General features: G+C 72.1%; 18 protein-coding genes and 1 riboswitch. Of the genes, 7 read left to right on the top strand and 11 right to left on the bottom strand.

Translation table 11 applies throughout. From position 1 onward, the window contains the following. Positions 1–6 precede the first annotated feature (6 nt). Positions 7–1494: an NADH-ubiquinone oxidoreductase-F iron-sulfur binding region domain-containing protein gene (locus tag ACOZ38_RS14985; protein ID WP_424531232.1), complete on the bottom strand. Its 1488-nt coding sequence runs from the start codon at positions 1492–1494 to the stop codon at positions 7–9. Beyond that, a complete protein-coding gene (locus tag ACOZ38_RS14980) occupies positions 1491–2195 on the bottom strand; it encodes a hypothetical protein (RefSeq protein ID WP_424531230.1) in 705 nt (234 codons plus the stop codon). The genes ACOZ38_RS14985 and ACOZ38_RS14980 overlap by 4 nt, the downstream gene beginning before the upstream one ends. Positions 2196–2525: 330 nt before the next feature. Between ACOZ38_RS14980 and ACOZ38_RS14975 the strand changes: the two genes are divergently transcribed. Next, positions 2526–3272 (top strand): GNAT family N-acetyltransferase, encoded by a 747-nt coding sequence (locus ACOZ38_RS14975; RefSeq protein ID WP_424531228.1) that lies wholly within the window; start codon positions 2526–2528, stop codon positions 3270–3272. 9 nt (positions 3273–3281) lie between these two features. On the opposite strand, the gene ACOZ38_RS14970 is transcribed toward ACOZ38_RS14975, so the two are convergent. Both ACOZ38_RS14970 and ACOZ38_RS14965 read right to left on the bottom strand, forming a co-directional pair. Further along, positions 3282–3929 (bottom strand): response regulator, encoded by a 648-nt coding sequence (locus ACOZ38_RS14970; protein ID WP_405147274.1) that lies wholly within the window; start codon positions 3927–3929, stop codon positions 3282–3284. Next, positions 3920–5167 (bottom strand): sensor histidine kinase, encoded by a 1248-nt coding sequence (locus ACOZ38_RS14965; protein WP_424531226.1) that lies wholly within the window; start codon positions 5165–5167, stop codon positions 3920–3922. The genes ACOZ38_RS14970 and ACOZ38_RS14965 overlap by 10 nt, the downstream gene beginning before the upstream one ends. A gap of 212 nt (positions 5168–5379) precedes the next feature. On the opposite strand from ACOZ38_RS14965, the gene ACOZ38_RS14960 reads away from it, so the two are divergent. Beyond that, complete coding sequence (locus ACOZ38_RS14960; RefSeq protein WP_424531224.1) at positions 5380–6849, top strand: acyltransferase family protein; 1470 nt, start codon at positions 5380–5382, stop codon at positions 6847–6849. On the opposite strand, the gene pgeF is transcribed toward ACOZ38_RS14960, so the two are convergent. From pgeF to glgA, 3 genes are all read right to left on the bottom strand, one after another. Beyond that, on the bottom strand, positions 6822–7514 hold the full coding sequence (gene pgeF / locus ACOZ38_RS14955) for a peptidoglycan editing factor PgeF (protein WP_424537013.1): 693 nt from the start codon (positions 7512–7514) through the stop codon (positions 6822–6824). The genes ACOZ38_RS14960 and pgeF overlap by 28 nt on opposite strands. Positions 7515–7676: 162 nt before the next feature. Next, positions 7677–8363, bottom strand: a complete 687-nt coding sequence (locus ACOZ38_RS14950) for a DUF4232 domain-containing protein (protein ID WP_424531223.1) — start codon at positions 8361–8363, stop codon at positions 7677–7679. Next, positions 8360–9568 carry a glycogen synthase gene (gene glgA / locus ACOZ38_RS14945; RefSeq protein ID WP_424531222.1) on the bottom strand — a complete coding sequence of 403 codons (1209 nt, stop codon included), beginning with the start codon at positions 9566–9568 and terminating at the stop codon, positions 8360–8362. The genes ACOZ38_RS14950 and glgA overlap by 4 nt, the downstream gene beginning before the upstream one ends. A 67-nt stretch (positions 9569–9635) precedes the next feature. Between glgA and glgC the strand changes: the two genes are divergently transcribed. The 3 genes from glgC (at position 9636) to ACOZ38_RS14930 (ending at position 12926) form a co-directional block, all read left to right on the top strand. Further along, on the top strand, positions 9636–10871 hold the full coding sequence (gene glgC, locus ACOZ38_RS14940; protein WP_424531220.1) for a glucose-1-phosphate adenylyltransferase: 1236 nt from the start codon (positions 9636–9638) through the stop codon (positions 10869–10871). A 94-nt stretch (positions 10872–10965) separates the two neighbouring features. Further along, positions 10966–11280 (top strand): DUF5709 domain-containing protein, encoded by a 315-nt coding sequence (locus ACOZ38_RS14935; protein WP_424531218.1) that lies wholly within the window; start codon positions 10966–10968, stop codon positions 11278–11280. A 74-nt stretch (positions 11281–11354) separates the two neighbouring features. Next, entirely contained in the window at positions 11355–12926 is a 1572-nt protein-coding gene (locus tag ACOZ38_RS14930; protein WP_424531217.1) for a pentapeptide repeat-containing protein, read from the top strand. On the opposite strand, the gene ACOZ38_RS14925 is transcribed toward ACOZ38_RS14930, so the two are convergent. The 4 genes from ACOZ38_RS14925 to ACOZ38_RS14910 all read right to left on the bottom strand — a co-directional run bounded on the left by ACOZ38_RS14925 (position 12927) and on the right by ACOZ38_RS14910 (position 18648). Next, positions 12927–13976: a mechanosensitive ion channel family protein gene (locus ACOZ38_RS14925; protein ID WP_424531216.1), complete on the bottom strand. Its 1050-nt coding sequence runs from the start codon at positions 13974–13976 to the stop codon at positions 12927–12929. A gap of 63 nt (positions 13977–14039) precedes the next feature. Continuing rightward, positions 14040–14996, bottom strand: coding sequence for a ribonucleotide-diphosphate reductase subunit beta (locus tag ACOZ38_RS14920; RefSeq protein ID WP_405147251.1), 957 nt, complete (start codon positions 14994–14996; stop codon positions 14040–14042). Positions 14997–15034: 38 nt separating this feature from the next. Beyond that, positions 15035–17272, bottom strand: a complete 2238-nt coding sequence (locus tag ACOZ38_RS14915) for a ribonucleoside-diphosphate reductase subunit alpha (protein ID WP_424531214.1) — start codon at positions 17270–17272, stop codon at positions 15035–15037. A gap of 116 nt (positions 17273–17388) precedes the next feature. Then, a riboswitch (cobalamin riboswitch) is annotated at positions 17389–17586 on the bottom strand. A 99-nt stretch (positions 17587–17685) separates the two neighbouring features. Continuing rightward, positions 17686–18648, bottom strand: a complete 963-nt coding sequence (locus tag ACOZ38_RS14910; protein WP_405147248.1) for a tripartite tricarboxylate transporter substrate-binding protein — start codon at positions 18646–18648, stop codon at positions 17686–17688. Between the two features lie 94 nt (positions 18649–18742). On the opposite strand from ACOZ38_RS14910, the gene ACOZ38_RS14905 reads away from it, so the two are divergent. Both ACOZ38_RS14905 and ACOZ38_RS14900 read left to right on the top strand, forming a co-directional pair. Beyond that, complete coding sequence (locus ACOZ38_RS14905) at positions 18743–21178, top strand: DEAD/DEAH box helicase (protein ID WP_424531213.1); 2436 nt, start codon at positions 18743–18745, stop codon at positions 21176–21178. A 285-nt stretch (positions 21179–21463) separates the two neighbouring features. Then, on the top strand, positions 21464–22591 hold the full coding sequence (locus tag ACOZ38_RS14900) for a hypothetical protein (RefSeq protein WP_424531211.1): 1128 nt from the start codon (positions 21464–21466) through the stop codon (positions 22589–22591). Positions 22592–22597 lie beyond the last annotated feature (6 nt).

The raw sequence follows: 22597 nt of genomic DNA, 5'->3' as shown, positions 1-22597 counted from the left end.
CGTGTCCTATCGCCTGCTCTCTGTGGGGGCAGGGGTCAGCCGGAGCGCGAGCGCGGGGCACATCTCGATCGCCCTGCGCGCGTCGCCTTCCAGCCGGCCCGGTACGGAAGCGGTGCTGACCACCGGGTAGCCGTGCTGGTCGAGCCTGATCAGCTCGGGGATGACCTCCGAGCACAGCCCGTGTCCCTCGCAGCGTGACCAGTCGAGGATCAGCTGCGCCTCAGCAGCGCGAAACGAGGGCTCGGCCGGCAGCGGCAGCACGCCGCGCACCGGGGCGCCGCAGGTGCCGTACGCCGCGTGCGTCATGATGTCCTCGGCGAAGACGTCGATGGCGGACAGCACGAAGCGCGCGGTGCCGTCGGGGTGGCCGCAGGCGCCCCGGCCCTTCATCGTCGCGGCGGCGCGCTGCACCGCCTCGATGTGCCCGGTGCCGTCGGCCAGCGCGCCGAACGCCTGCGCCAGGTCGGGCAGCCCCATGTAGCACGGCCCGCACTGGCCGGCGCTCTGACCGGCCATGTACCTGGCGACCCTGGCGGTCTCGCCGAGCGGGCAGGAGTCCCAGCCGAGCGGCACCACGATGCCGGCGCCGAGCGCTCCGCCCAGGGCCTCGAACCCGGCGCGGGACACCTCGGCCCGCTCCACCGCCTCGGGCGACATCCACTTGCCGTGGTAGCCGCCGAGCAGCACCCCTTGGCCCACCGTGGCGTCGCACAGGTCGAGCACCTCGCGGAGCCGGACGCCGGTGGGGGTCTCCACGACCGCCGGGCGGCGCGCCGAGCCGGTGACGCTGAGCAGCACCGTTCCCGGCTCGGAGGGCAGGCCCACCGAGGAGTACATGTCGACGCCCAGCATCGCCATCAGCGCGAGCTGGGCGTAGGTCTCGGCGTTGGACAGCATGGTCGGCATGCCGCCCACGCCGCTGTCGCTGGAGCGGACCTTGCGGCCGGGCGGGATGGGCCGCTCGCCGTTGATGCCGCGCACCAGCGCCCCGCCCTCGCCGGAGATGAAGCGGTCGGGCATGCGGACCACCCGTACGGTGTCCGTCATGCCCCGCTCGTGTATGGCGTTGAGCAGCGAGCGCTCCCCGGGGCCGCCGTGGGCCACGCCCACGACGATCTCCACGGCGGACAGCGCCCTGGCCACCAGGTCGGCGCCGTCCAGGATCAGGTGCGGGGCCCGGGTGAGCAGCACCTTGTCCTTGTGCGCCGCGGGCTCGCCCTCGGTGGCGTTGACCACCACCGTGATGGGCGCTCCCCTGCGTCCCGCCGAGTCGATCACGGCCCTGAGCTTGCGGGCGAACGGGAAGCCCGCGCCGCCGCGGCCGCGCAGGTCACCGAGCTCGGCCAGCGCGATCAGGTCGTCGATCGGCAGGCGGGGCATGTGGCCGTGCACCCGCCGGTGGGTGTCGTAGTCGAGCCTCGGCGAGCTGTCGAGGCCGGCGGTCAGGCGGCCCGGCCCGATCCTGAACACGTCCTGCACTCCGTACGTGGTCATCGCCGTACCTCCTTTCTCAACGTCACCCAGAACTCCTCGTCGAACACGTCGTCCACGCGGATCTGCTCCGCCTTGCGGCCGATGTTGGCCGGGCGGGCGGCGACGGGGCCGTCCTTGGGACCGACGGTCACCACCAGCCGCACGAGCAGGGCGAGCGCCACCGCGGCGAGGGAGCCGACGTAGCACATGGTGACCCAGTCGGCCGCGGACCGTCCCGCCGTGAGCCCGTGCACGATGGCGACGGGCCAGGAGACGTAGGCCATGACATGGAGCACCCGCCACAGCCAGGGCCACTTGATGCCCACGAACCGTCCGCGGAAGGCGCCCGTGGCCGCCACCAGGATCATCAGGTCGGAGGCGACGGTGCCGAGGCCGATCGCGAAACCGGCTCCGCCGAACGGCAGGAACGCGGAGGCGGGGGCCACGCGCCCCCTCATTATCTGCAGGATCACGTGCGTGATCAGGGAGCCGACCGCCACGACGGCGAACGCCCTGTGCAGGCCCTGCATGAACACGCGGTGCCGTACCGCGAGGATCAAGCGATCGGTGGCGGCCAGTCCGACGACCACCGTCCCAGTCAGTCCAAGGAGAGTGAACACCCCCGCGTAGAAGATCAGAAACTGCTGTACTTCGACGAGGACCGATGCTCCGAGGAGAGCGGTCCCCGCCAGGAGCGACGTGGACGTGAACAGTCCGACCACGATCGGGGCCCGTGATCGAGACCGTTGCGGAGCTCGTCGATGTCGCGTTTGATTCATCCCGTCCTCCGCCAGATAACGCAGTGCCGGCATAAACCGGGCAACGTGCCGCTGGGTGCCTACCGGGATCTATCGGGACATTTGCGCGCGCGATCACACTAGCGCCTCTGCAGTCTCGCTGGTACCAGAACGTTACAGAAATTCGGCGCGCTTGAATTTTCCACTATTTGCGGCAAATACTCCCGGACAAACCAGACAAATGATCATATTTGGCGACAAATCACCCGAAAAGAAGTGGCCTGGCCTCGGGGATCCGCTCTAACGTTTGACGACGTGGAGACTCTCAGCCGCCGTACGGTCACCGATTCCGCGGGCCGTCCTGTGCTCAGCTACGTCGAGGGCACCCGCGCCGGGCGCCCGTACGCCGACCTCGCGCAGGTGCTCGGGCCGGGTGCGGTGGAGGTCATCCTCCGCGAGATGCCGGGCTGGGTGGTCTCGGGCGACGAGGATCTCGGCAGGCGTCTGCTGTCCGCCGGCGGCCGGCGCCTCCGGCACGCCCACGCCTACTCCCGCGACCTCCGCGCCGACCCCGCCCCGCCGGAATGGGCGGAGACCGGCTACGGCGTGGTCTCCTGCGACGCCGTCCCGGCCGAGGAGGTCTTCCCCGCCTGGCGGAGCGCCTACCCGCCCGGCCATCCCGACCACAACGCGGGCGACGACGCCACCGCCCTCGCGCGCGATCTCGCCCCATTGCTCGCCGGTGAGTCCTACGGCCCGCTGCTCCCCTGCGGCGGCCTGCTCCTGCGGAACGGCCAGGTGGCGGCCGGTGTGCTGGTCGGCGTGCTCGGCGGCCATCCGCCCTCCGGCGGCCCGTGGGTCTTCGACGTCTTCCGCTCCCCCGGCCCGAGGTTCGCCGGGCTCGGCGCCGTGATGCTCCGCCGCGCCCTCGCCCTCGCCACCCTGCACGGCCTGCCCGCGCTCGGCCTCGCCGTGAGCGACGGCAACCCTGCGCGGCGCGTGTACGAACGCCTCGGCTTCCGCCACATGTTCTCGTCGATCACCGTGATCGTCCCGGGCTGACCCGAGGGGTCAGGACCTCAGATAGGCGAGGACGGCGAGCACCCTGCGGTGCTGGTCGCCGTCGTCGGCGTACAGGCCGAGCTTGTTGAAGATGCTCCTGACGTGCTTCTCCACCGCGCCGTCGGTGATGACGAGCTGGCGGCCGACGGCGGGGTTGGACTTCCCCTCGGCCATCAGCCCGAGCACCTCGCGCTCCCTCGGGGTCAGGGACGCCAGGGGATCGTCTCTGCGACGCCGGACCATCAGCTGTGCCACCACCTGCGGGTCGAAGACGGTGCCTCCCGAGGCCACCCGGCGGAGCCCGTCGAGGAACTCCTCCACGTCGGCGACCCGGTCCTTCAGCAGGTAACCGACCGCGCCCCGGGCGTCGGCGAGCAGGTCGTCGGCGTAGGAGACCTCGACGTACTGCGAAAGGATCATCACCGGGGAGCCGGGCACCTGGCGCCGGGCCTCGACGGCGGCGCGCAGGCCCTCGTCGGTGAAGCTGGGCGGCATGCGGACGTCCACGACCGAGATGTCGGGACGGTGGGCGGCGACGGACCTCACCAGGGCGTCGCCGTCGCCCACCGCGGCCACCACCTCGCAGCCGAACTCCTCCAGCAGCCTCACCAGGCCGGATCGGATGAGAACGGCGTCATCGGCCACGACTACCCGCACGGAACCTCCGCAATGATCAAAGTCGGCCCGCCCGCCGGTGACTGGACGATCAGCTCGCCGTCCACCGCGCGCAGCCGGTCGGCCAGACCGGCCAGTCCATGGCCCTTGGCGACGTGTGCGCCGCCGACCCCATCATCGCCGATCGTGAGCAGCAGCGTGTCACCCACCCGGCTGAGCGACAGCGTGCACAGCTCGGCCCTGCTGTGCTTGGAGATGTTGGTCAGCGTCTCGGCCGCCACGTAGTAGATGGAGTTCTCGACCACGGCGGTGTACCGCTCGGCGGTCTGCACGTCCAGCTCGACCGGGATGATGCAGCGGCCGGCCAGCGCGGCGAGCGCGGGGGCGAGGCCGCGGTCGCTCAGGATCGGCGGCGCGATGCCCCGGGACAGCGCCCGAAGCTCGTCGAGCGTCTCGCGGGTCGCCGTGATCGCCTCCGAGAGCGTCGCGTGCGCCCCCTGCGGGTCCTTCTGGAGCTGGCGCTGGGCCCGGGAGAGCTCCATCGCCAGGTACACCAGGCGCTGCTGCGGCCCGTCGTGGATGTCGCGCTCCAGCCTGCGCAGCGCGCTGGCCTCGGCCGACACCGCGGCGGCCCGTCCCTCGGTGAGGTCGTCGATGCGCTCGTGCAGCTCGGCCACCCCGGTGAGCAGCGCCCTGCCGAGCCCCGCCTGGAGCAGCGCGGCGCCACGGACGATCCCCGGAAGGGTGATGGCGAACACCGCTCCGATGACCAGGTAGAACGCGCTGTCGGTGAGATAGCCGCGGCCGAATCCGAGCAGCTCGGGGAGCTGGGTGTTGCCGGGGATGTTGGAGATGATCCAGCCGTAGAGGGGGTACAGCAGGCCCGCCACGGTCACCGCCCACCAGGTCACGGTCACCACGAACGTCACGATCGCGATCGGGAAGACCACGACGCCGTGCAGCAGGTCGAGCCACGACTGGCCGTTCGCGAGCGGCTGGATCAGCCTGCGCGCCCATCCGGCGTTCTCCGGGGGCTTCTTGTAACGCGGGCGGGCCACCGGGCGGCCGAGGATCTCGGGGAGCCAGCGCCGCTCGACGTCGGCGAAACCCCGTGCCACCAGCATGGTCACGGCCAGGATGGGGAGCCCGATCCAGACCACCACGGTGCCGAGCCCGGCGGCGAATCCGGGGACCAGCAGGCTGAAGCTCAGGATGGCGAGGGGCAGCCCCAGCAGGGTGTACCGGGTGTCGGCGCCAAGGTGCTTGAGGAGGGATCTCATGGCGACCAAGTTACGAGCGCGACCGGGGCCCGTTCGACCCCGTGTGCCGGTCTCACCGGGGTAGGGCCAGCCCTACCTGAAACAGTCATGTGATCTCCCCTGAAGACACCCGTATCCGTCACTGCGCCGGCAGGGTCGCCGGCGAGAGCCTCAAGCCATCGGATTTCCCCTGATTTCCCGCTAGGGCTCCCCCAGACGATACGAGGTGCGCCGTGCCGGCACTGCTCGAAAGACCCCCGATCACCGCTCCCGAGGCCGAGGTGACCGGCGGAGGCGTGACCCGCCCCGCCTCCGCCCCCGCACGCCACAGGGGGCCGGGCCGCGACCTTTTCATCGACCTGCTCCGGCTTTTCGGCATCGCGGTCGTGGTTCTGGAGCACTGGAGCATCCCGGTCCTGTCCTACGCTCAGGGCCGAATCACCACGGGCAACGCGTTCACCACTCCCGGAGCGTTCGCCATCACGTGGATCACCCAGGTGATGCCCCTGGTCTTCTTCGCGGGCGGGGCCGCCAACGCGATCAGCCACCGGTCGCACCTGGCACGCGGGGGCGGCGAGCCGCTCTGGCTCGCTGGCCGCGTGCGCCGCCTGGCCTGGCCGGTGTTCCCCCTCGCCGTGGTGTGGATCCCCCTGCCCCACCTGCTGCTCGCGCTCGGCCTGCCCGAGCAGCCGGTGCAGACGGCCGCCCGCCTGGCCGGGCAGCTGCTGTGGTTCCTCGCCATCTACCTGCTCGCGGTGGCGCTCACCCCTGTGCTGCTCCGCCTCGGCGAGCGGTACGGCTGGCGCGTCCCCGCCGCGCTGGCCGCGGGGGCCGTGGTGGTCGACGTGGTGCGGTTCAACGGGCTGGAGGCTGCGGGGTTCCTCAATGTCGGGCTGGTCTGGCTCGCGGTGCACCAGCTCGGCTTCCTCTACGCGAGCGGGCGGCTCCGCGGGTACCGGCTGATGGCGGCCGGCGGTTTCGCCGCCGCCGTCGCCCTGGTGGCCTTCGGGCCGTATCCGGGCAGCATGATCGGGATGCCGGGCGCCGCGATGTCGAACATGGCCCCGCCGACCGCCGCGCTGCTGGCCGTGGCGTTCGGGCAGATCGGGCTGGCGATGATCCTGCGCCCGGCCATCCTGCGGCTGGCGGCGAGGCCCGCCGTCGGGCGGATCGTGACCTGGGCCGGGCCGCGCATGATGACCGTCTACCTGTGGCACATGAGCGCGCTGTTCGTGGTCGCGGGCGTGGCGGTCGTGGGGCTGGGCATCGCGACCCCCGCACCCGGCGGCGCCGCCTGGCTGGCCGGGTGGCCGATCTGGCTGACCGCGCTCGTGCTCGTCGTACGGCCGCTGATCCGGCTCTTCGCCCGGTTCGAGGAGCCGCCCGCCACTTCGTACGGAACCACCGGCCGGACGCTCGGCGGGAGGCCGGACGGGGCCACCGGCCGGACGCCGGACAGGGCGCCGGGCTGGGCGCCGGGCTGGGCGCCGGGCTGGGCGCCGGGCTGGGCGCGGGCCCTTTCGTCGGCGGCGCTGGCCGGCGCGGGACTGCTCACGCTGACGATCACCGGCTTCGCCACGGGCGTGACGCCGATGCTGGGAAGCGCCGCGATCGTGACCGGGCTCGCCCTGGTCACGCCGGCCGGGAACCGGAACCGGAGCCGGCGCGGGGCCGCTCAGCCTTCGGCGTCGAGCCAGACGTAACCCGCGAACCGGCCGGTCAGCCGCTCCCTGCGATGGGAGTAGAGGCCGGCCGTCTCGATCGTGCAGCGGCCGTCGTGCCGGACGTCGGTCACCCCGGCCCGGGCGAGCTGGGCGGCGATGCCCGCCCGCAGGTCGAGCGCCGGAGTGCCCTCGCGGCTGACCGACCAGGCCTCCGGCAGCACCTCGGCCACCTCCCGGCGCAGCTCCTCCGGCACCTCGTAGCACTCGCCGCACGCCAGCGGGCCGACCAGCGCGACCAGGTCGCCGGCGCCGTGCGAGCGCATCGCCTCGACCAGGGCGGTCACCACGCCTGCCACCGTGCCGACCCGGCCGGAGTGGGCGCCGCCGACCACGCCCGTGACGGGGTCGGCGAGCAGGACGGGCGCGCAGTCGGCGGCGAGCACGGCGAGCCCGAGGCCCGGCCGGTCGGTGAACACGCCGTCCAGCGAGGGCGGGTCGGCCCCGAAAGGCCCGGCGGCGTAGCTCACGTCGCGGCCGTGGACCTGCCGCATGAACACGACCTCGCCGGGGTCGAGCCCGAAGCCCTTCGCGGTGCGCGCGCGGTTCTCGGCGACGGCCGCGGGATCGTCGCCGACCGACCCGCCAAGGTTGCGCGTGCCGTACGGCCCGGCGCTCACCCCGCCGTGGCGGTCGGTGAACGCCATCCTGACCCGGTCGATCGCAAGCACGCCGACAGTTTACCCAGGGCGGTGTTCATGATCACCGCTGGCTCCGCGCCCGCCGGCCCTGCCGGAGGCGGTCAGAAGTGGTACCGGCCGCCCTGCCGGAGGCGGTCAGAGGTGGACCGGCCGCCCTGTCCGAGGCGGTCAGAGGTGGGTACCGGCCGCCATCGGGGAGACGTCGATGCGGCCGTCGTCACAGGGGGCCGCCTTGAAGGGGATCTCCAGGTGGGCGTCGACCTCGTCGGGCGGCAGGATGATGAGCCGCGCGGACTCCGGGCACCTGGTCTCGCGCCCGGTGGGAACCACGGTCCAGTGCATCTTGGCGTAGGCCCCGGCTCCCGGCCGGAGGGTGATCCGGCGCGGCTGGGTCCCGTCTCTGCGCGTCCTGGTGCGCAGCACGTCGCCCCTGCCGTCGATCATGATCAGGCCGACGTAGCCGTACACCCAGCAGGTCTTGGCGGACTTGTTGGTGAGCACCAGGGGCGCGTACCGCTGGCCGGCGCCGGGGCTCACCGCGCCGACGCGTGCCGCCAGCGACCCGGTGTGGCACCTCGCGGCGGCGGCCGAGCCCGTGGAGGAACCGGTGGAGGAACCGGCCGCCCGCACTCCCCGCGAGGCGACCGTGGAGCCGGTGCCGGTGGAGCCCGTGGTCACCACCCCTGTCGCGGACGCGGCCGTACGGGCCGCCGTCGTGACCTCCTGCCCGGGGGACGCTGAGGACACGGAGGGCGCGGAGGGGGCGGTGGAACCGCAGGCGGCCGACACGGTCACCACACCCGCCACCACGGCCGACACGAGGGCGAGCCGTCTGGCGTCGTTGGATGGCTTCATACCGTGTTAGACGCACCCCGCGCGGCATTTGTTCGGAGGCCGTCGTAGAGCGCCTGGGTGCGGGCGGCGATGGCCGGCCAGGAGAAGTGCTCGACGGCCCGCTGACGGCCCGCCTTGCCCATCGAGGCGGCCAGTTCGGGGTCGGACAGCACGGCGTTGACCCGCTGGGCGATGGCGCCGGCGAAGGCCTCCGGATCGCGCGGCTCGCCGTCGGCCCCCTGGTCGATCGGCACGAGCAGGCCGGTCGAGCCGTCGGCGACGACCTCGGGGATGCCACCGGTCGCGGTGGCCACGACGGCGGTCTCGCAGGCCATGGCCTCGAGGTTCACGATGCCCATCGGCTCGTACACCGACGGGCACACGAACACGGTGGCGTGGGTGAGGATCTGGATGACCTCGGCCCTCGGCAGCATCTCGGAGATCCAGACCACCCCGGCCCTGCTCTCGCGCAGTTCCTCTACCAGCCCCGCGACCTCGGCGGCGATCTCGGGGGTGTCGGGCGCGCCCGCGCAGAGCACGAGCTGGGCGTCGGGGGCGAAGGACCGCGCCGCGCGGAGCAGGTGTACCAGCCCCTTCTGCCGGGTGATGCGCCCGACGAAGACGACATACGGCCTGGCGGGGTCGATGCCGTGCGCGAGCAGGACCCCGGTGCCGGGGTCCGGGGCGTACTCGCCCGTGTCGATGCCGTTGTGGATCACCGTCACGCGGCCGGGCGCGATCTCCGGATAACAGGCGAGCACGTCGCGCCGCATGCCCTCCGACACCGCGATGACCGCGTCGGCGCCGAGCAGGGCGGTGCGCTCGGCCCAGGAGGACAGGGTGTAGCCGCCGCCGAGCTGCTCGGCCTTCCAGGGGCGCAGCGGCTCCAGGCTGTGGGTGGTGACCACGTGCGGCGTGCCGTAGAGCATCTTGGCGACGTGGCCCGCGAAGTTGGCGTACCAGGTGTGGCTGTGCACGACGTCGGCCCCCTCGCACGCCGACGCCATCTCCAGGTCGACGCCGAGCACCTGGAGCGCCGGGTTCGCGGTCTCCAGGCCGCCGGGGACGCGGTAGGCGTCCACCCCGCCCTCGTCGCGCCGCGCGCCGAAGCAGCGGACCCGGACATCGGCCAGGCTCCGCAGCTCCCTGGCGAGGTACTCGACATGGACCCCGGCCCCGCCGTACACCTCTGGCGGGTATTCACGGCTCAGTAGATCGACACGCATGGTTAAACCTTAGCGTTTGGCGGTGTTTCGACGGGTTTAGCTGGGTAAAGCCGGGTAGCGTCCTCCTATGACGACGCCCAAAATCCTCGCGATCGTGCTGGCCGGTGGCGAGGGAAAGCGGCTGATGCCGCTCACAGCCGACCGCGCCAAGCCGGCGGTGCCCTTCGGAGGAATCTACCGCCTGGTCGACTTCGTGTTGTCGAACCTGACCAACGGCGGCTACCTCAAGATCGTCGTCCTGACCCAGTACAAGAGCCACAGCCTCGACAGGCACGTCACACGCACCTGGCGGATGTCGACCATGCTGGGCAACTACGTCACGCCGGTGCCCGCGCAGCAGCGGCTCGGCCCGCGCTGGTTCGCCGGGTCGGCCGACGCGCTCTTCCAGAACCTCAACCTCATCTACGACGAGCTGCCCGAGCACTGCATCGTCTTCGGCGCCGACCACATCTACCGCATGGACCCCCAGCAGATGGTCCAGCAGCACATCGAGTCCGGCGCGGACGTCACGGTCGCGGCGATCCGCCAGCCCCTCTCGCTGGCCGACCAGTTCGGGGTGATCGAGACCGACCCGGCCGGGCACAGGATCGTGGCCTTCCGCGAGAAGCCGACCGACGCCATCGGCCTGCCGGACGCTCCCGACCAGGTCTACGCCTCGATGGGGAACTACGTCTTCAAGACCCAGGCGATGATCGACGCGCTGCGGGAGGACGCCCTCGACCCCAGCAGCAAGCACGACCTGGGCGGGAACATCATCCCGATGTTCGTGAAGTCGGGTGGCGCCGAGGTGTACGACTTCGCCGACAACGCCGTCCCCGGCTCCACCGAGCGCGACCGGGGCTACTGGCGCGACGTCGGCACCCTGGACGCCTACTACGACGCGCACATGGACCTGGTGTCGGTGCACCCGGTGTTCAACCTCTACAACGACCGCTGGCCGATCTACACCGGCCACGACCCGCTGCCGCCCGCCAAGTTCGTGCACAACGACGGCGACCGCGTGGGACGGGCCGTCGACTCGCTCGTCTCGCCCGGCGTGATCGTCTCGGGCGGCGTCGCCTCGCGGTCCATCCTGTCGCCCGGCGTGGTGCTGCACTCCCACTCCCAGGTCGAGGACTCGGTCCTGATGGGAAGCGTCAAGGTCGGCAGGGGCGCGATCGTCCGGCGGGCGATCATCGACAAGAACGTGGTCATCCCGGACGGCGCCCGCATCGGGCTCGACCTCGAACACGACCGCTCGCGGTTCGCCGTGACCAGGGAGGGCGTGGTCGTGATCGGCAAGAACGAGGTCATCGAGAGGTAGCGGCGGGCGGGCCTTTTGAGGATGCGGCGCAGGGCGGGCGATTTCAGGTCCGCCTCTGAGCGAGATATTGCCAGATAGGGGTATGGCATCAGGTATGACCGAAACCACGCGCGGACCCGATGACATGGGCGATGACGAGCAGCTGACCCAGATAGAGGAATGGACGGAGAACCTGCCCATCGGCCACGAGATCGCCGAGGACGATCCCGAGGACAGGAACGGCATCTCGCGGCGGGTGTGGCAGGAGGCGCCCGAGCGCGGTCGCGTTCCCCGGGAGGAGTACCGGTTCGTCGCCCCCGACGAGGGCGCCCATCCGGACGTGGACTCCGAGGAGTACGCCCAGGAGATCGGCCCGGACGACGGCGACCTCTCCGCCGAGGAGCGGGCGATGCACATCGAGCCGGACTGACGGCGGACCCGTCCAGTCGATCATGTACGCGACATGCCCCGCCAATGCCCCGTATCTCGCGCTAAGGTCCCGATGTGCGGAGATCACGGCCATTCTGGCGGCTGACGCCGACGGAACGACAGGTGTGGGACGCCTACCCCTCGGGCGCCTGGGTCGACCTGCGTACCGGTGACCACCGGCGCGACGACCCCGCGAAGGGCGCACGGTGGGGGCGGGAGCGCACCGTACGCGCCGGCGTGATCATCGCCCTCATGCTCGGAGCACAGCCCGCGAGGCCCGGGGAGGTGGCGGGGCTGCGGCTCGCCGGGGCCCGCGTCGTCGGCGACGTCGACCTCTCGGACGCGACGCTCACCACCAAGCTCCACCTGCTGAACTGCCACCTGTCCGGCGTCGTCTCCCTCACCGACGCCACCACCAAGGGCATGCGCTTCCGCGGCTGCGACCTCCGCCGCATCCGGGCGGCCCGCTGCACGGTCGAGGGGCTCTTCGAGCTGGACTCGTGCACGGTCCACGCGGGAGTGCGGCTTGACAACGCCCACATCGCCGGCCAGTTCCGCCTCAGCCGTACCCACCTGTCCGCGCCGGACCAGCCCGCCGCCATCGCCTCAGAAAGCTTCAAGGAGGACAGGAGCCGGCCGTTGACCGAGGCCGAGAAGCGCGATCGGGGCTGGGACCCGAACCACTGGGCGCTGTGGGCCGGGGGCCTGACCGTGGACGGCGGCGCCTTCTGCCGCGACCTGCGGACCACCGGCGGGCTGAGGCTGATCGGCGCCCGCTTCAACAGCGGCCTCTACCTCCAGCGCGCGGTGATCACGAGCACCGGCCCCCACGCGGTGTACGCCGACCACATGAGCGCGACGAGCGTGGAGCTGAGCGCGGGGTTCACCGCCGACGGCACCGTACGGCTGCGCGGGGCACGGGTCACCGGAGTGCTCTCCTTCGACCGGGCCGTGGTGAGCGCCCCCGACCGCTGCCTGCACCTCAGCCACATGCAGGTCGACGAGCTCATCCTGACCCCGGCGTCCGTGCGGGGCGAGATCAACCTCGGCTACTCGCGGATCGGCGTCCTGCTCGACCACCCCGGCGCCTATGCCGGGCGCGTACGCCTCAACGGGCTCACCTTCGAGTCGCTGCGGGGGAACACCTCGCTCACGGACCGCCTGGCATGGCTGGGCCGTGACCCGCTGGGCTACCGGCCGCAGCCCTACGAGCAGCTCGCCGCCTGGTACCGCAGGATCGGCCACGACCAGGACGCGCGCGGCGTCCTGCTCGCCAAGCAGCGGGCCAGGCGCTCCACGCTGCGCGTCCCGGGACGGCTCGCGGGCTACCTGCTCGACATGGTCGTCGGGTACGGGCACCGCCCCTGGCTCGCCGGGGTGTGGTTCGGCCTCCTGCTGTCGGTCGGGACGGCCGTCTTCGCCACCCATCCCCCGAGCCAGGTGGGGCTGGACGAGCGGCGGATCTTCCACCCCTTCGCCTACACGCTCGACCTGCTGGTGCCGGTGAGCCTCTTCGAGCAGCGGGGCGCCTGGGAACCCGTGGGCTGGACGCAGTGGCTGGCGAACATCCTGATCGCGTCGGGCTGGATCCTCGCCACGGCGCTCATCGCGGGCGGCACCCGCGTGCTGCGGCCGTCGGGCAACTGACTAGTCCGCCACCAGGTCGGGGGGAACGTCGTCCACCCGGAGCCGGGGCAGCGCCTGGGGGTGCTTCTCCCTGATGTAGGTGACCAGGTGCTCGCGTATGTCGCACTTCAGGTCCCACACGCTCGGCGCGTCCGAGGCGCTCATCAGCGCCCGCAGCTCCACCAGGCCGTTCGGCTGGACGTCGGTCACCTGGAGGGTCCAGTCCTTCTGGTCCCACAGCGGGTGCTCGCGCAGGCGCCGGTACAGCTCCGTCCTGATCTCCTCGACGGGCACCGACCAGTCGACCCGGAGCATCACGTGCCCGATGACACGGCTCCCGTGGCGCGTCCAGTTCTCGAACGGGGTGGTGGTGAAGTGCGAGACCGGCAGGATGAGCCGCCGCTCGTCCCAGAGCCGCAGGACGACGTACGTGAGCGTCAGCTCCTCGATGCGGCCCCACTCCCCGTCGACCACCACCACGTCGTCGAGCCTGATGGCGTCGCTGAAGACGAGCTGCAGCCCGGCGATGAGGTTGCTCAGCGTGGACTGCGCGGCGATTCCCGCCACCACGCCGGCGATGCCGGCCGAGGCCAGCAGCCCGGCGCCGAGCGCCCGCACGGCCGGGAAGCTGAACAGCATCGCCCCCGCGGCGACCACGATCATGACGGCGGCGGCCACCCGCCGTACGAGGGTGATCTGGGTGCGGATGCGGCGGGCCCTGCGGTTGCCGTCGCCCTCGATCGTGCCGAGCCGCGCGAGCACGACGTCCGTCACCGCGTACGCGGCCTGGATGACCAGCCAGGCCACGCACGCGATCAGCAGGACGGTGATGGTCTGCTCAACGGCGTAGGAGGCGGCCCTGCCGGTCATGCCCGGCGCGAACCCGGTGTTGAACGCGACCAGGGCCGCCGTCGCGAACCCCGGCCACGTGCAGCGCTCGACGACCGGGCCCGCGAGCGAGAAGCGGCCGTTGACCCGGTGGGATCTCAGCAGCCGCCTGAGCAGCTCCACCGCCACGATGGCCGCCAGCACGACGACCACCAGGACCAACCAGTTGACTGCTGGTGACACAGGCGACGCCTCCTTCGTCGTCTTTCCTACCGTGTGCCGCTGATCGTGGGAAATCAGGGTGGGTCAGAAGGCCTCGTCGAGGCTCACGCTGCCCTCCACCGCCACCTGGTACGCGGACACCCTGCGCTCGAAGAAGTTCGCCAGTTCCTGCACGTCCTGGAGTTCCATGAAGGCGAACGGGTTGGCCGTGCCGTACCGCTCCGGCAGCCCGAGCCGGGCCAGGCGCCGGTCGGCGACGTATTCGAGGTACTGGCGCATCTGGTCCGCGCTCATGCCGGCCAGGCCCTCGCCGCACAGGTCGCGGGCGAACGCCAGCTCGGCGGCGACCGCCTCCTCGATCATCTGGGTCACCTCGGCGCTCAGCTTGTCGTCGAAGAGCTCAGGCTCCTCCGCGCGTACGGTGTCCACGACCGAGAAGGCGAACTCCATGTGCATGGACTCGTCGCGGAACACCCAGTTCGTCCCGGTGGCCAGCCCGCCCAGCAGGCCGCGCGAGCGCAGCCAGTACACGTAGGCGAAGGCGCCGTAGAAGAACAGGCCCTCGATGCACGCGGCGAAGCAGATCAGGTTGAGCAGGAACGCCCTGCGGTCGTCCCCGGTCTCAAGGCGGTTCAGCTCGTTGATGGAGTCGATCCACCGGAAGCAGAACTCCGCCTTGTCCCTGATCGAGGGGATGTGCTCGACCGCCGCGAACGCCTTGGCCCGCTCGTCGTGGTCGGGAAGGTAGGTGTCCAGCAACGTCAGGTAGAACTGCACGTGCACGGCCTCCTCGAAGAGCTGCCGTGAGAGGTACAGCCGCGCCTCGGGGGCGTTGACGTGCTGGTACAGGTTGAGCACGAGGTTGTTGGCCACGATCGAGTCGCCGGTCGCGAAGAACGCCACCAGGCGGTTGATCAGGTGCCGCTCCCCCGGGCTCATCTTGGCGAGGTCGGCGAGATCCGACTGCAGGTCCACCTCCTCGACCGTCCAGGTGTTGCGGATCGCGGCCCGGTACCGCTCATAGAATTCCGGGTACCGCATCGGCCGCAGCGTCAGGTCCATTCCGGGGTCGAGCAACATCACTGGCACGCCTCACAGATCTCGGGGTTCTCAAGGGAACAGGCGACGGCGTCCGGGTCGGGCACGGCCGCGAGCACCTGCACGGGCGCCGCCGCCTGGGGCGCCACCCTCGGCTCGGCCGCCACGGTGGTCTGCGCGATGCGCGTCGCGGGCCGCGAGCGCAGGTAGTACGTCGTCTTCAGCCCGGCCCGCCACGCGTAGGCGTACATCGAGGACAGCTTGCCGATGGTCGGGGTGGCCATGAAGAGGTTGAGGGACTGCGACTGGTCGATGTACGGCTGCCGCGCGGCGGCGAGGTCGATCAGCGCCTTCTGCGGCAGCTCCCAGGCGGTGCGGTACAGGGACTTGAGGTCCTCGGGGATCGAGGCGATCTCCCGCACGCTCCCCTCGGCGCGCTTGACCGCGTCCCTGACCTCCGGCGTCCACAGGCCGCGCTCCTGGAGGTCGCGCACCAGGTAGCGGTTGACCTGCAGGAACTCGCCCGAGAGCGTCTCGCGCTTGAACACGTTGGACACCTGCGGCTCGACGCACTCGTAGCATCCGGCGATCGAGGCGATGGTCGCGGTGGGCGCGACGGCCAGGAGCAGGGAGTTGCGCAGGCCGGTGACCGCGATGCGCTCGCGCAGCTCCGCCCACTCGGCGGGGTGCACGGGACTCGCCGCCGGGAAGTGGTCGAGGTGCAGGACTCCCCCTGCCGCGCGCGTGTCGGCGTACGACGGGTGCGCTCCGTGCCTCTCGGCGAGGCTCGCGGACTCCCAGTAGGCGGCGAGGGCCATCTCCTCGGCGATCCGGGTGGACAGCGCGAGCGCCTCAGGCGAGTCGAAGGGGAGCCGCAGCGAGAAGAAGACGTCGGCGAGGCCCATCACGCCGAGGCCGATCGGGCGCCAGCGCGTGTTCGCTGCCTGCGCCTCCGGCGTGGGGTAGAACCCCCGGTCGATGGACCGGTCGAGGAAGCGCACGGCCGTCGTCACCGTCGCGCGCAGCCGCGCCCAGTCGACCTCGCCGTCCACCAGGTGCGCGGCCAGGTTCACCGAGCCGAGGTTGCACACCGCGGTCTCGGCGTCACTGGTCACCTCCAGGATCTCGGTGCAGAGGTTGGACAGGTGGATGACGTTCTCGGCGCGGGCCGTCTGGTTGGAGGCGCGGTTGGCGGCGTCCTTGAACGTCATCCAGCCGTTGCCGGTCTGCGCGAGGGTGCGCATCATCCGGCCGTACAAGGTGCGCGCGGGAAGCTGCCGGACGTACCGCCCGGCGGCCTCGGCCTCGCGGTACCTGGCGTCGAACTCCGCGCCCCACAGGTCCACCAGCTCGGGGACGTCCTTGGGGTCGAACAGCGACCACACGCCGTCGTCCTCGACCCGGCGCATGAACTCGTCGGGGATCCAGTTCGCCAGGTTGAGGTTGTGGGCGCGGCGGGCGTCCTCGCCGGTGTTGTCGCGCAGTTCGAGGAACTCCTCGACGTCGGCGTGCCACGGTTCGAGGTAGACGCAGGCCGCGCCCTTGCGCCGACCGCCCTGGTTCACGGCCGCGACGCTTGAGTCCAGGGTGCGCAGCCACGGCACGATGCCGTTGGCGTGGCCGTTGGTGCCCCGGATGAGCGAGCCGCGCGCCCGCACCCGGGTCCAGGAGACCCCGATGCCTCCGGCGTACTTCGACAGCCGCGCGATCTGGCCGTACCGCTCGTAGATGGCCTCCAGCTCGTCGCGGGGCGAGTCGAGCAGGAAGCAGGAGGACAGCTGCGGGCGCCGCGACCCGGAGTTGAACAGCGTCGGCGAACTGGGCAGGTACGACAGCGTGGAGATCAGGCGGTAGAGCTCCGCGGCCTCGGCCACCGTGTCGGCGAGCCCGCAGGCCACGCGCAGGAAGAAGTGCTGCGGCGCTTCGAGCACGCCGCGCGTGACGGGGTGGCGCAGCAGGTAGCGGTCGTACACGGTGCGCAGGCCGAAGTACTCGAAACGGGCGTCCGCCTCGGCGTCGACCAGGTCGTCCAGCACGGCCGCGTTGGCCCGCACGAACTCCGCAAGCGCGTCCTGGACCAGCCCGGCCTCGTGCGTGGCGGCGATCGACTCCGAGAACGTCCGCACCCCGTGCGCCGCCGCCTCGTCCGCGATCTCCTCGGCCAGCAGGCCGGCGGCGATCCGCGAGTTGGCGGGGTCGGTGACGACCCGGGCGGCGGCCTCCTCGATGGCCAGGCGTCTGTCCCCGGCCTGGTACGGCAAATCGCGTGTCACGGTCACGTGCTCTCCCTTGTAGGGCTCGGTTCGCCCGGAGGTGAGCACGCGTCGGAGCACGACCGGCGTGCGCCGCCGAGGCGGGCACGCCGGATACCCCGCCCGCGGCCCTCCCTCGGGGCCTGGACGACATGTCACCGGCAGGTCTTCGGACTCGCGGGCGTCTTCTCACGCCTAGTGGCCGTCGCTTCCCAGGCGTGCGCGGCCTAGTGCTCATGTGACGGCGGTCGTTCCCGCTCACCGCTGCGGGGCAGCCCCGGAATCTCACCGGGTTCCCTATTACTCGCTCAGGAGAGCGAACCAGCAACAGATCTGGATCCTACATGTAGTGCACGGCGCCGCAACAACCCCTACAGGTTGTGTCAGGGGGCCCTCACCTGATGCCTTCGGGCCCGTATCACACGTTCGGGGGCGGCGTGTCACACCCGCAGGCCGAGCTCGCCGAGCGCCCGGCTCAGGCGGGCGGACTCCACGCGCAGCCACTGCCGGAAGTCCTCGCCCTCCAGGTACAACGGGGTCCAGCCGTTCCGCGCGCACAGCTCCCTCCAGCGCGCCGAGCCCGCGACGTCGTGGCACAGGCCGACGAGGGCGGCCCGGTCGTCGTCGGCCAGGTCGCCCGCGCCGAGGAGGCCGCGCCAGTTGGCGCACGACAGGTGCACGTCGCACTCCAGCAGCGTCGGGGCGTCCACTCCCTGGATGCGGTCGGGCGAGGAGACCGCCAGCACGTGGAGCTCTCCGGCCCGTACGCGCTCACGCACCCCGGCGTGGCCGCCGACCGCCGCCACCACCCGGCCGCCCGCCAGCGCGGTGACCGCCTCGTCGCTGGTCGGGTAGGCCACGTAGTGCAGCAGGCGCGCGTCCAGGCCGAGGCTCTGGGCCAGCATGCCGAACAGCACGTGGTCCATCCCGCCCTCGGCCCTGCCCGCCACCGCCAGCTTGGCAGGGTCGCGCCGCATGGCGTCGGCGAACGCGCCGAACGACCCGAGGCGCGAGGACACCGGGACCACCAGCACCTCCCACTCGCCGCAGAGCCTGGCCAGCGGCGTGGTGCGCGCGAACGCGCCCGAGGGGCGGACGGTCCGTACGGTGCCGACCAGTTCGGGCTGGGCCATGAGGATCTGGTCGGCGCGCCGCGCGCGGGCGAACTCCGCGAGCGCGGCGTGCGGCGGGCGGTTGACCACCTGCATCCGGCCGGCCAGGGCTGCCCGCTCGGCCACGCCCGCGAGGCTCCGCGCGAGCCGGTCGGAGTCGCCCCCGTACGGCCCGGGGACGACCATCGAGAGCCCGGTCGAGGCGAGCGTCCGCGAGCCGGTGGTGGTGCCGCATCCGGCGGCCAGCGCGACGAGCCCGGCGCCGAGTGCGAGCACCTCCCGACGACGCATGGTTACGCCCTTTCCCCCGATATATGACTAAATGCCCATTTCAGCGGGTGTACACACGAGATGCGGAAGGCCGCGCGCCCGGTCGTGTCATCATGTGACCCGGACTGCGGCGGCGGAGGGCGAGAACGTGGGCGAACGGGAGGGCATGGCACCCACCGGCAGGGAGGCCAGGGCTCTCCTGCTGGAGGCCGAAGACCTCCTCGCCGCGGCGCGCACGCTGCTCGCCGACCACGCGCGCGCCCGTGACGACGTCCAGCGGGCGCTGTCGTCGCTGCGTGCCGAGCTGGCACGCGACGAGCTGGCCGCCATCCCGCTGGCGCGGCTGAAGGACGTCACCGACGGGCGGCTGCGCCTCGGGGCCCTCGAACAGGCCGGGTACACCACGGTCCAGGGCGTGCTGGACGCCACGCCGTACGAGCTGCAACTACTGCCCGGCATCGGCGCCCGCACCGCCGCCCAGGTGCACGCCGCCGCCGGGCAGATCGCCCGCGCGGCGCAGGAGACCGTCGCCGTACGCGTCGACGTCGAGCGGCGGGACCCCGGCACCACGGCGCTGCTGGTCGCGCTGAACCGCCTGGTGACCGCCGGTCCCGACCTCCCGCGCGCCCGCGACGCCGCCCTCGGGATCGCCGGGAGGCTGACGCCGCTCCTGCCCGCCGCCCGGCCCGCGCGGGGGCTGCTGCGGATGGCGCTCGCCGGCCGGGACGGCCGTGACCGGGCGCGGGAGGCCGTCGCGACGATCGCCACCGTGCTCGGCGAGGCCGGCTCCGAGGGCACGCGGCTGCTCCTCGCCCAGGCCGCTGTGGACCTGCTCCGTCCCCCGGTGACCGACGTCGAGGCGTGGATCGACTTCGAGATCCGCGCCCCCGAGTACTACAACCTGCTCGCCGAGATCGCGGCGCTCGAACCCGACCGGGTGGCGTCGGAGGGTTTCCTGCCGAACGAGGTGTCCGCGCGAGTCAACGCGCAGGCGCTGGACGACACCCACCGCAGGGTCTCGCTGCGCGGTTACCAGGCGTTCGGCGCGCGCTTCGCCCTCGCCCAGCGGCGGGTCATCCTCGGTGACGAGATGGGCTTGGGGAAGACCATCCAGGCCATCGCCGCGCTCGCCCACCTGAAGGCCGAGGGCCGCACGCACTTCCTGGTCGCCTGCCCGGCCAGCGTGCTGATCAACTGGACCCGCGAGATCGAGACGCGCAGCACGCTCAGGGCCTACCGGGTCCACGGTCCCGAGCGCGCCGCCGCGCTCGCGGAATGGACGCGTAACGGCGACGTGGCCGTGACCACGATCGACGCCCTGCACCGGCTGGAGGTTCCCCCCGAGGTGGCGCTCGGGATGCTCGTCGTGGACGAGGCGCACTACGTGAAGAACCCCGCCGCCCGCCGGTCGCAGGCCGTCGCGGGGTGGTGCGAGCGCACCGACCGGGTGCTCTTCCTCACCGGCACGCCGATGGAGAACCGCGTCGAGGAGTTCCGCGCCCTGGTCGGCCACCTGCGGCCCGAACTGGTCCCCGGCATCCGCGGCAGCGACGCCGCGGTCGGCCCGCAGGCGTTCCGCAGGGCCGTCGCCCCCGTCTACCTGCGCCGCAACCAGCAGGACGTGCTCACGGAGCTGCCCGACCTGGTCCACGTGGACGAGTGGGAGGAGCTCAGCGCGGCCGACACGGAGGCCTACCGCGAGGCCGTGGCCGCCGGGAACTTCATGGCCATGCGCCGCGCCGCGTACGCCGACTCCGAGAAGTCGGCCAAGCTCGAACGCCTTCGCGAGATCGTGGACGAGGCGGCGGCCAACGGGCTGAAGGTCGTGGTCTTCTCCTACTTCCGCGACGTGCTGGCCACCGTTCACGGCACCCTGACCGGCACTGCGGTCCCCGGCACCCGGGGCGTCGTCACTGACGACACCAGGAACGGCCATACCGACGGCACCGTGAACGGCCGTGCCGGAGGGGCCGTGAACAGCCGTACCGACGCCACCGTGACCCGCCGTACCGCCGTGAACGGACGTGCCGGACGTGCCGTGAACGGACGTGCCGTGGACGGCCGTGTGCACGGGCCCATCTCGGGAAGCCTCACGGCCACCCGGCGCCAGGAGGTGGTCGACGCGTTCACCTCCGCCCAGGGGCACGCGGTGCTGCTCAGCCAGATCCAGGCCGGCGGCGTCGGCCTCAACCTGCAGGCCGCCTCGGTGGTCGTCATCTGTGAGCCGCAGGTCAAACCCACCATGGAGAGCCAGGCGGTCGCCCGGGCCCACCGCATGGGACAGGTGCGCAAGGTCCAGGTGCATCGCATCCTGGCGGCCGACAGCGTCGACCAGCGCATGCTGGAGATCCTGCGCACCAAGAGCAGGCTCTTCGACGCCTACGCCCGGCGCAGCGACCTCGCCGAGTCGACCCCGGACGCCGTCGACGTCTCCGAGCAGTCACTGGCCCGCGAGATCGTCCAATCCGAACAGCGACGCCTCTCCCTGACCCCCTCCCCCACGGCGCCCCCGGCCCCCGAGCCCTCAACCCCCGAACCCGGGGTTGAGTAGCAGCGGCATTCCCCCGCGGCCGGACCACGGCAGGACCGGCGCCACGCAGAACTCGTCGAACTCCGGACCCCGCATGATCCACCAGTGGCCAGCCGGTCCCTTGCTCACCTCGCGGACACAGGTCGCCCCCAGGCCCGCCGGCCGGGCCACCACCTGAGTCCCGGCCGGTGCGCGGATCCCCCGTGCGGGGGACGCGGTTCCCGTGCCGGGGGGAGGTGCCGGTGCCGCCCCGGCGCGATCGTGGGATGCGCGGATCTCCCCGTACTTCCCAACAAAGGGGGCACCTTGTCATCCTCGTCCCTCAACCCATCCGCCCCGGGCGCGAGCCGGCCCGCGCCCACCACGGAAGGCACGTCCGCCCCACCACGCGAGGGGCGTGCCGGGTGGACCGGCCACGCGGCGGTGCTCTGGTCCGCGGCCTACGGCGTGCTCGCGCTCGTCTGGACGCTCACCGGCACCGGCTTCCCGTTCGGGGTGAACGACCCCGGCGCCCAGATCACGCTGCTGCGCGGCCTCACGCCCGAGGTCGGCGCGCCGGTCTTCGCGGCCGTCCTGCTCGCGACGGGGGTCGCCACCCTGGCCATGGCCGGGCGCCACGCCGTACGGCTGCGCGGGACGCCACGGGCCCTGCTGCTGACCTTCGGCTACACCGTGGCCGCGCTGTTGCTGGTGGTCGTGCCCACTGAGAACGTCCTCGCCCTGACCGCTTACGCGCCGATGCTGATCCTCGGCGCTCCGTTCGGCCGGCCGCAGGGGATCGACTACTCCCGCGTGCTCACCTGGTCGCTGGCGAACCAGCTGTGGTGCATGGTGGGCGGGTTCCTCATCGCGTTCGCGGTGCTGGCCTGGCAGCGGCGCAGCCGGGGCGCGTGTGCCCGCTGCGGCCGGGTGCGTGACATCTCGGCGGCCCACCGCGCTCGCACCGTCAGGTGGGCACGCAGGGCCGCCGCCGTCGCCGTCGTCATCCCGCTGCTCTACTCCGTGAGCCGTTACGCGTGGCTCGCGGGCATACCTCTCGGCATCAGCGACCAGATGCTGCACGACTTGCGGGAGTCCGGCGGCGTGTGGGCGGGGGCGGGCCTCGCGACGGTCGCCGTCATCGGCGCGGTCCTGACGCTCGGGCTGGTCCAGCGCTGGGGCGAGGTCTTCCCCCGCTGGATGATCGGCCTGGCGGGCCGCCGCGTCCCGATCCGGCTCGCGGTCGTCCCGGCGGCGTACGCGGCGCCCATCGTGGTCTCCGGAGGCCTGGGGATCATCACCTCGCCGCAGATGTGGCACATGATGGGGTACAGCAAGGTGCTGGTCTTCACGCACGCGCTGTGGCCTCTGTGGGGGGTCGCGCTCGCCGTCGCCACGTACGGCTACCACCTGCGCCGGCTCCCCGCGTGCGCCACGTGCGGACGGCGGGGCTGACCGGCC

The organism is Sphaerisporangium viridialbum (assembly GCF_049674955.1).
Lineage (GTDB): Bacteria > Actinomycetota > Actinomycetes > Streptosporangiales > Streptosporangiaceae > Sphaerisporangium > Sphaerisporangium viridialbum.
Note: the sequence above shows the minus strand (reverse complement) of the source record. Positions and strands in the feature narration are given on the sequence as shown.

Bases quoted from the DNA above. Each gene is read 5' to 3' on its own strand.
- pgeF (WP_424537013.1), bottom strand. From the start codon at position 7,514: ATGGCGTTCACCGACCGCCACGGCGGGGTGAGCGCCGGGCCGTACGGC.
- ACOZ38_RS14985 (WP_424531232.1), bottom strand. From the start codon at position 1,494: ATGACCACGTACGGAGTGCAGGACGTGTTCAGGATCGGGCCGGGCCGC.
- ACOZ38_RS14910 (WP_405147248.1), bottom strand. From the start codon at position 18,648: ATGCGTCGTCGGGAGGTGCTCGCACTCGGCGCCGGGCTCGTCGCGCTG.
- glgC (WP_424531220.1), top strand. From the start codon at position 9,636: ATGACGACGCCCAAAATCCTCGCGATCGTGCTGGCCGGTGGCGAGGGA.
- ACOZ38_RS14965 (WP_424531226.1), bottom strand. From the start codon at position 5,167: ATGAGATCCCTCCTCAAGCACCTTGGCGCCGACACCCGGTACACCCTG.
- ACOZ38_RS14950 (WP_424531223.1), bottom strand. From the start codon at position 8,363: ATGAAGCCATCCAACGACGCCAGACGGCTCGCCCTCGTGTCGGCCGTG.
- glgA (WP_424531222.1), bottom strand. From the start codon at position 9,568: ATGCGTGTCGATCTACTGAGCCGTGAATACCCGCCAGAGGTGTACGGC.
- ACOZ38_RS14935 (WP_424531218.1), top strand. From the start codon at position 10,966: ATGACCGAAACCACGCGCGGACCCGATGACATGGGCGATGACGAGCAG.
- ACOZ38_RS14920 (WP_405147251.1), bottom strand. From the start codon at position 14,996: ATGCGGTACCCGGAATTCTATGAGCGGTACCGGGCCGCGATCCGCAAC.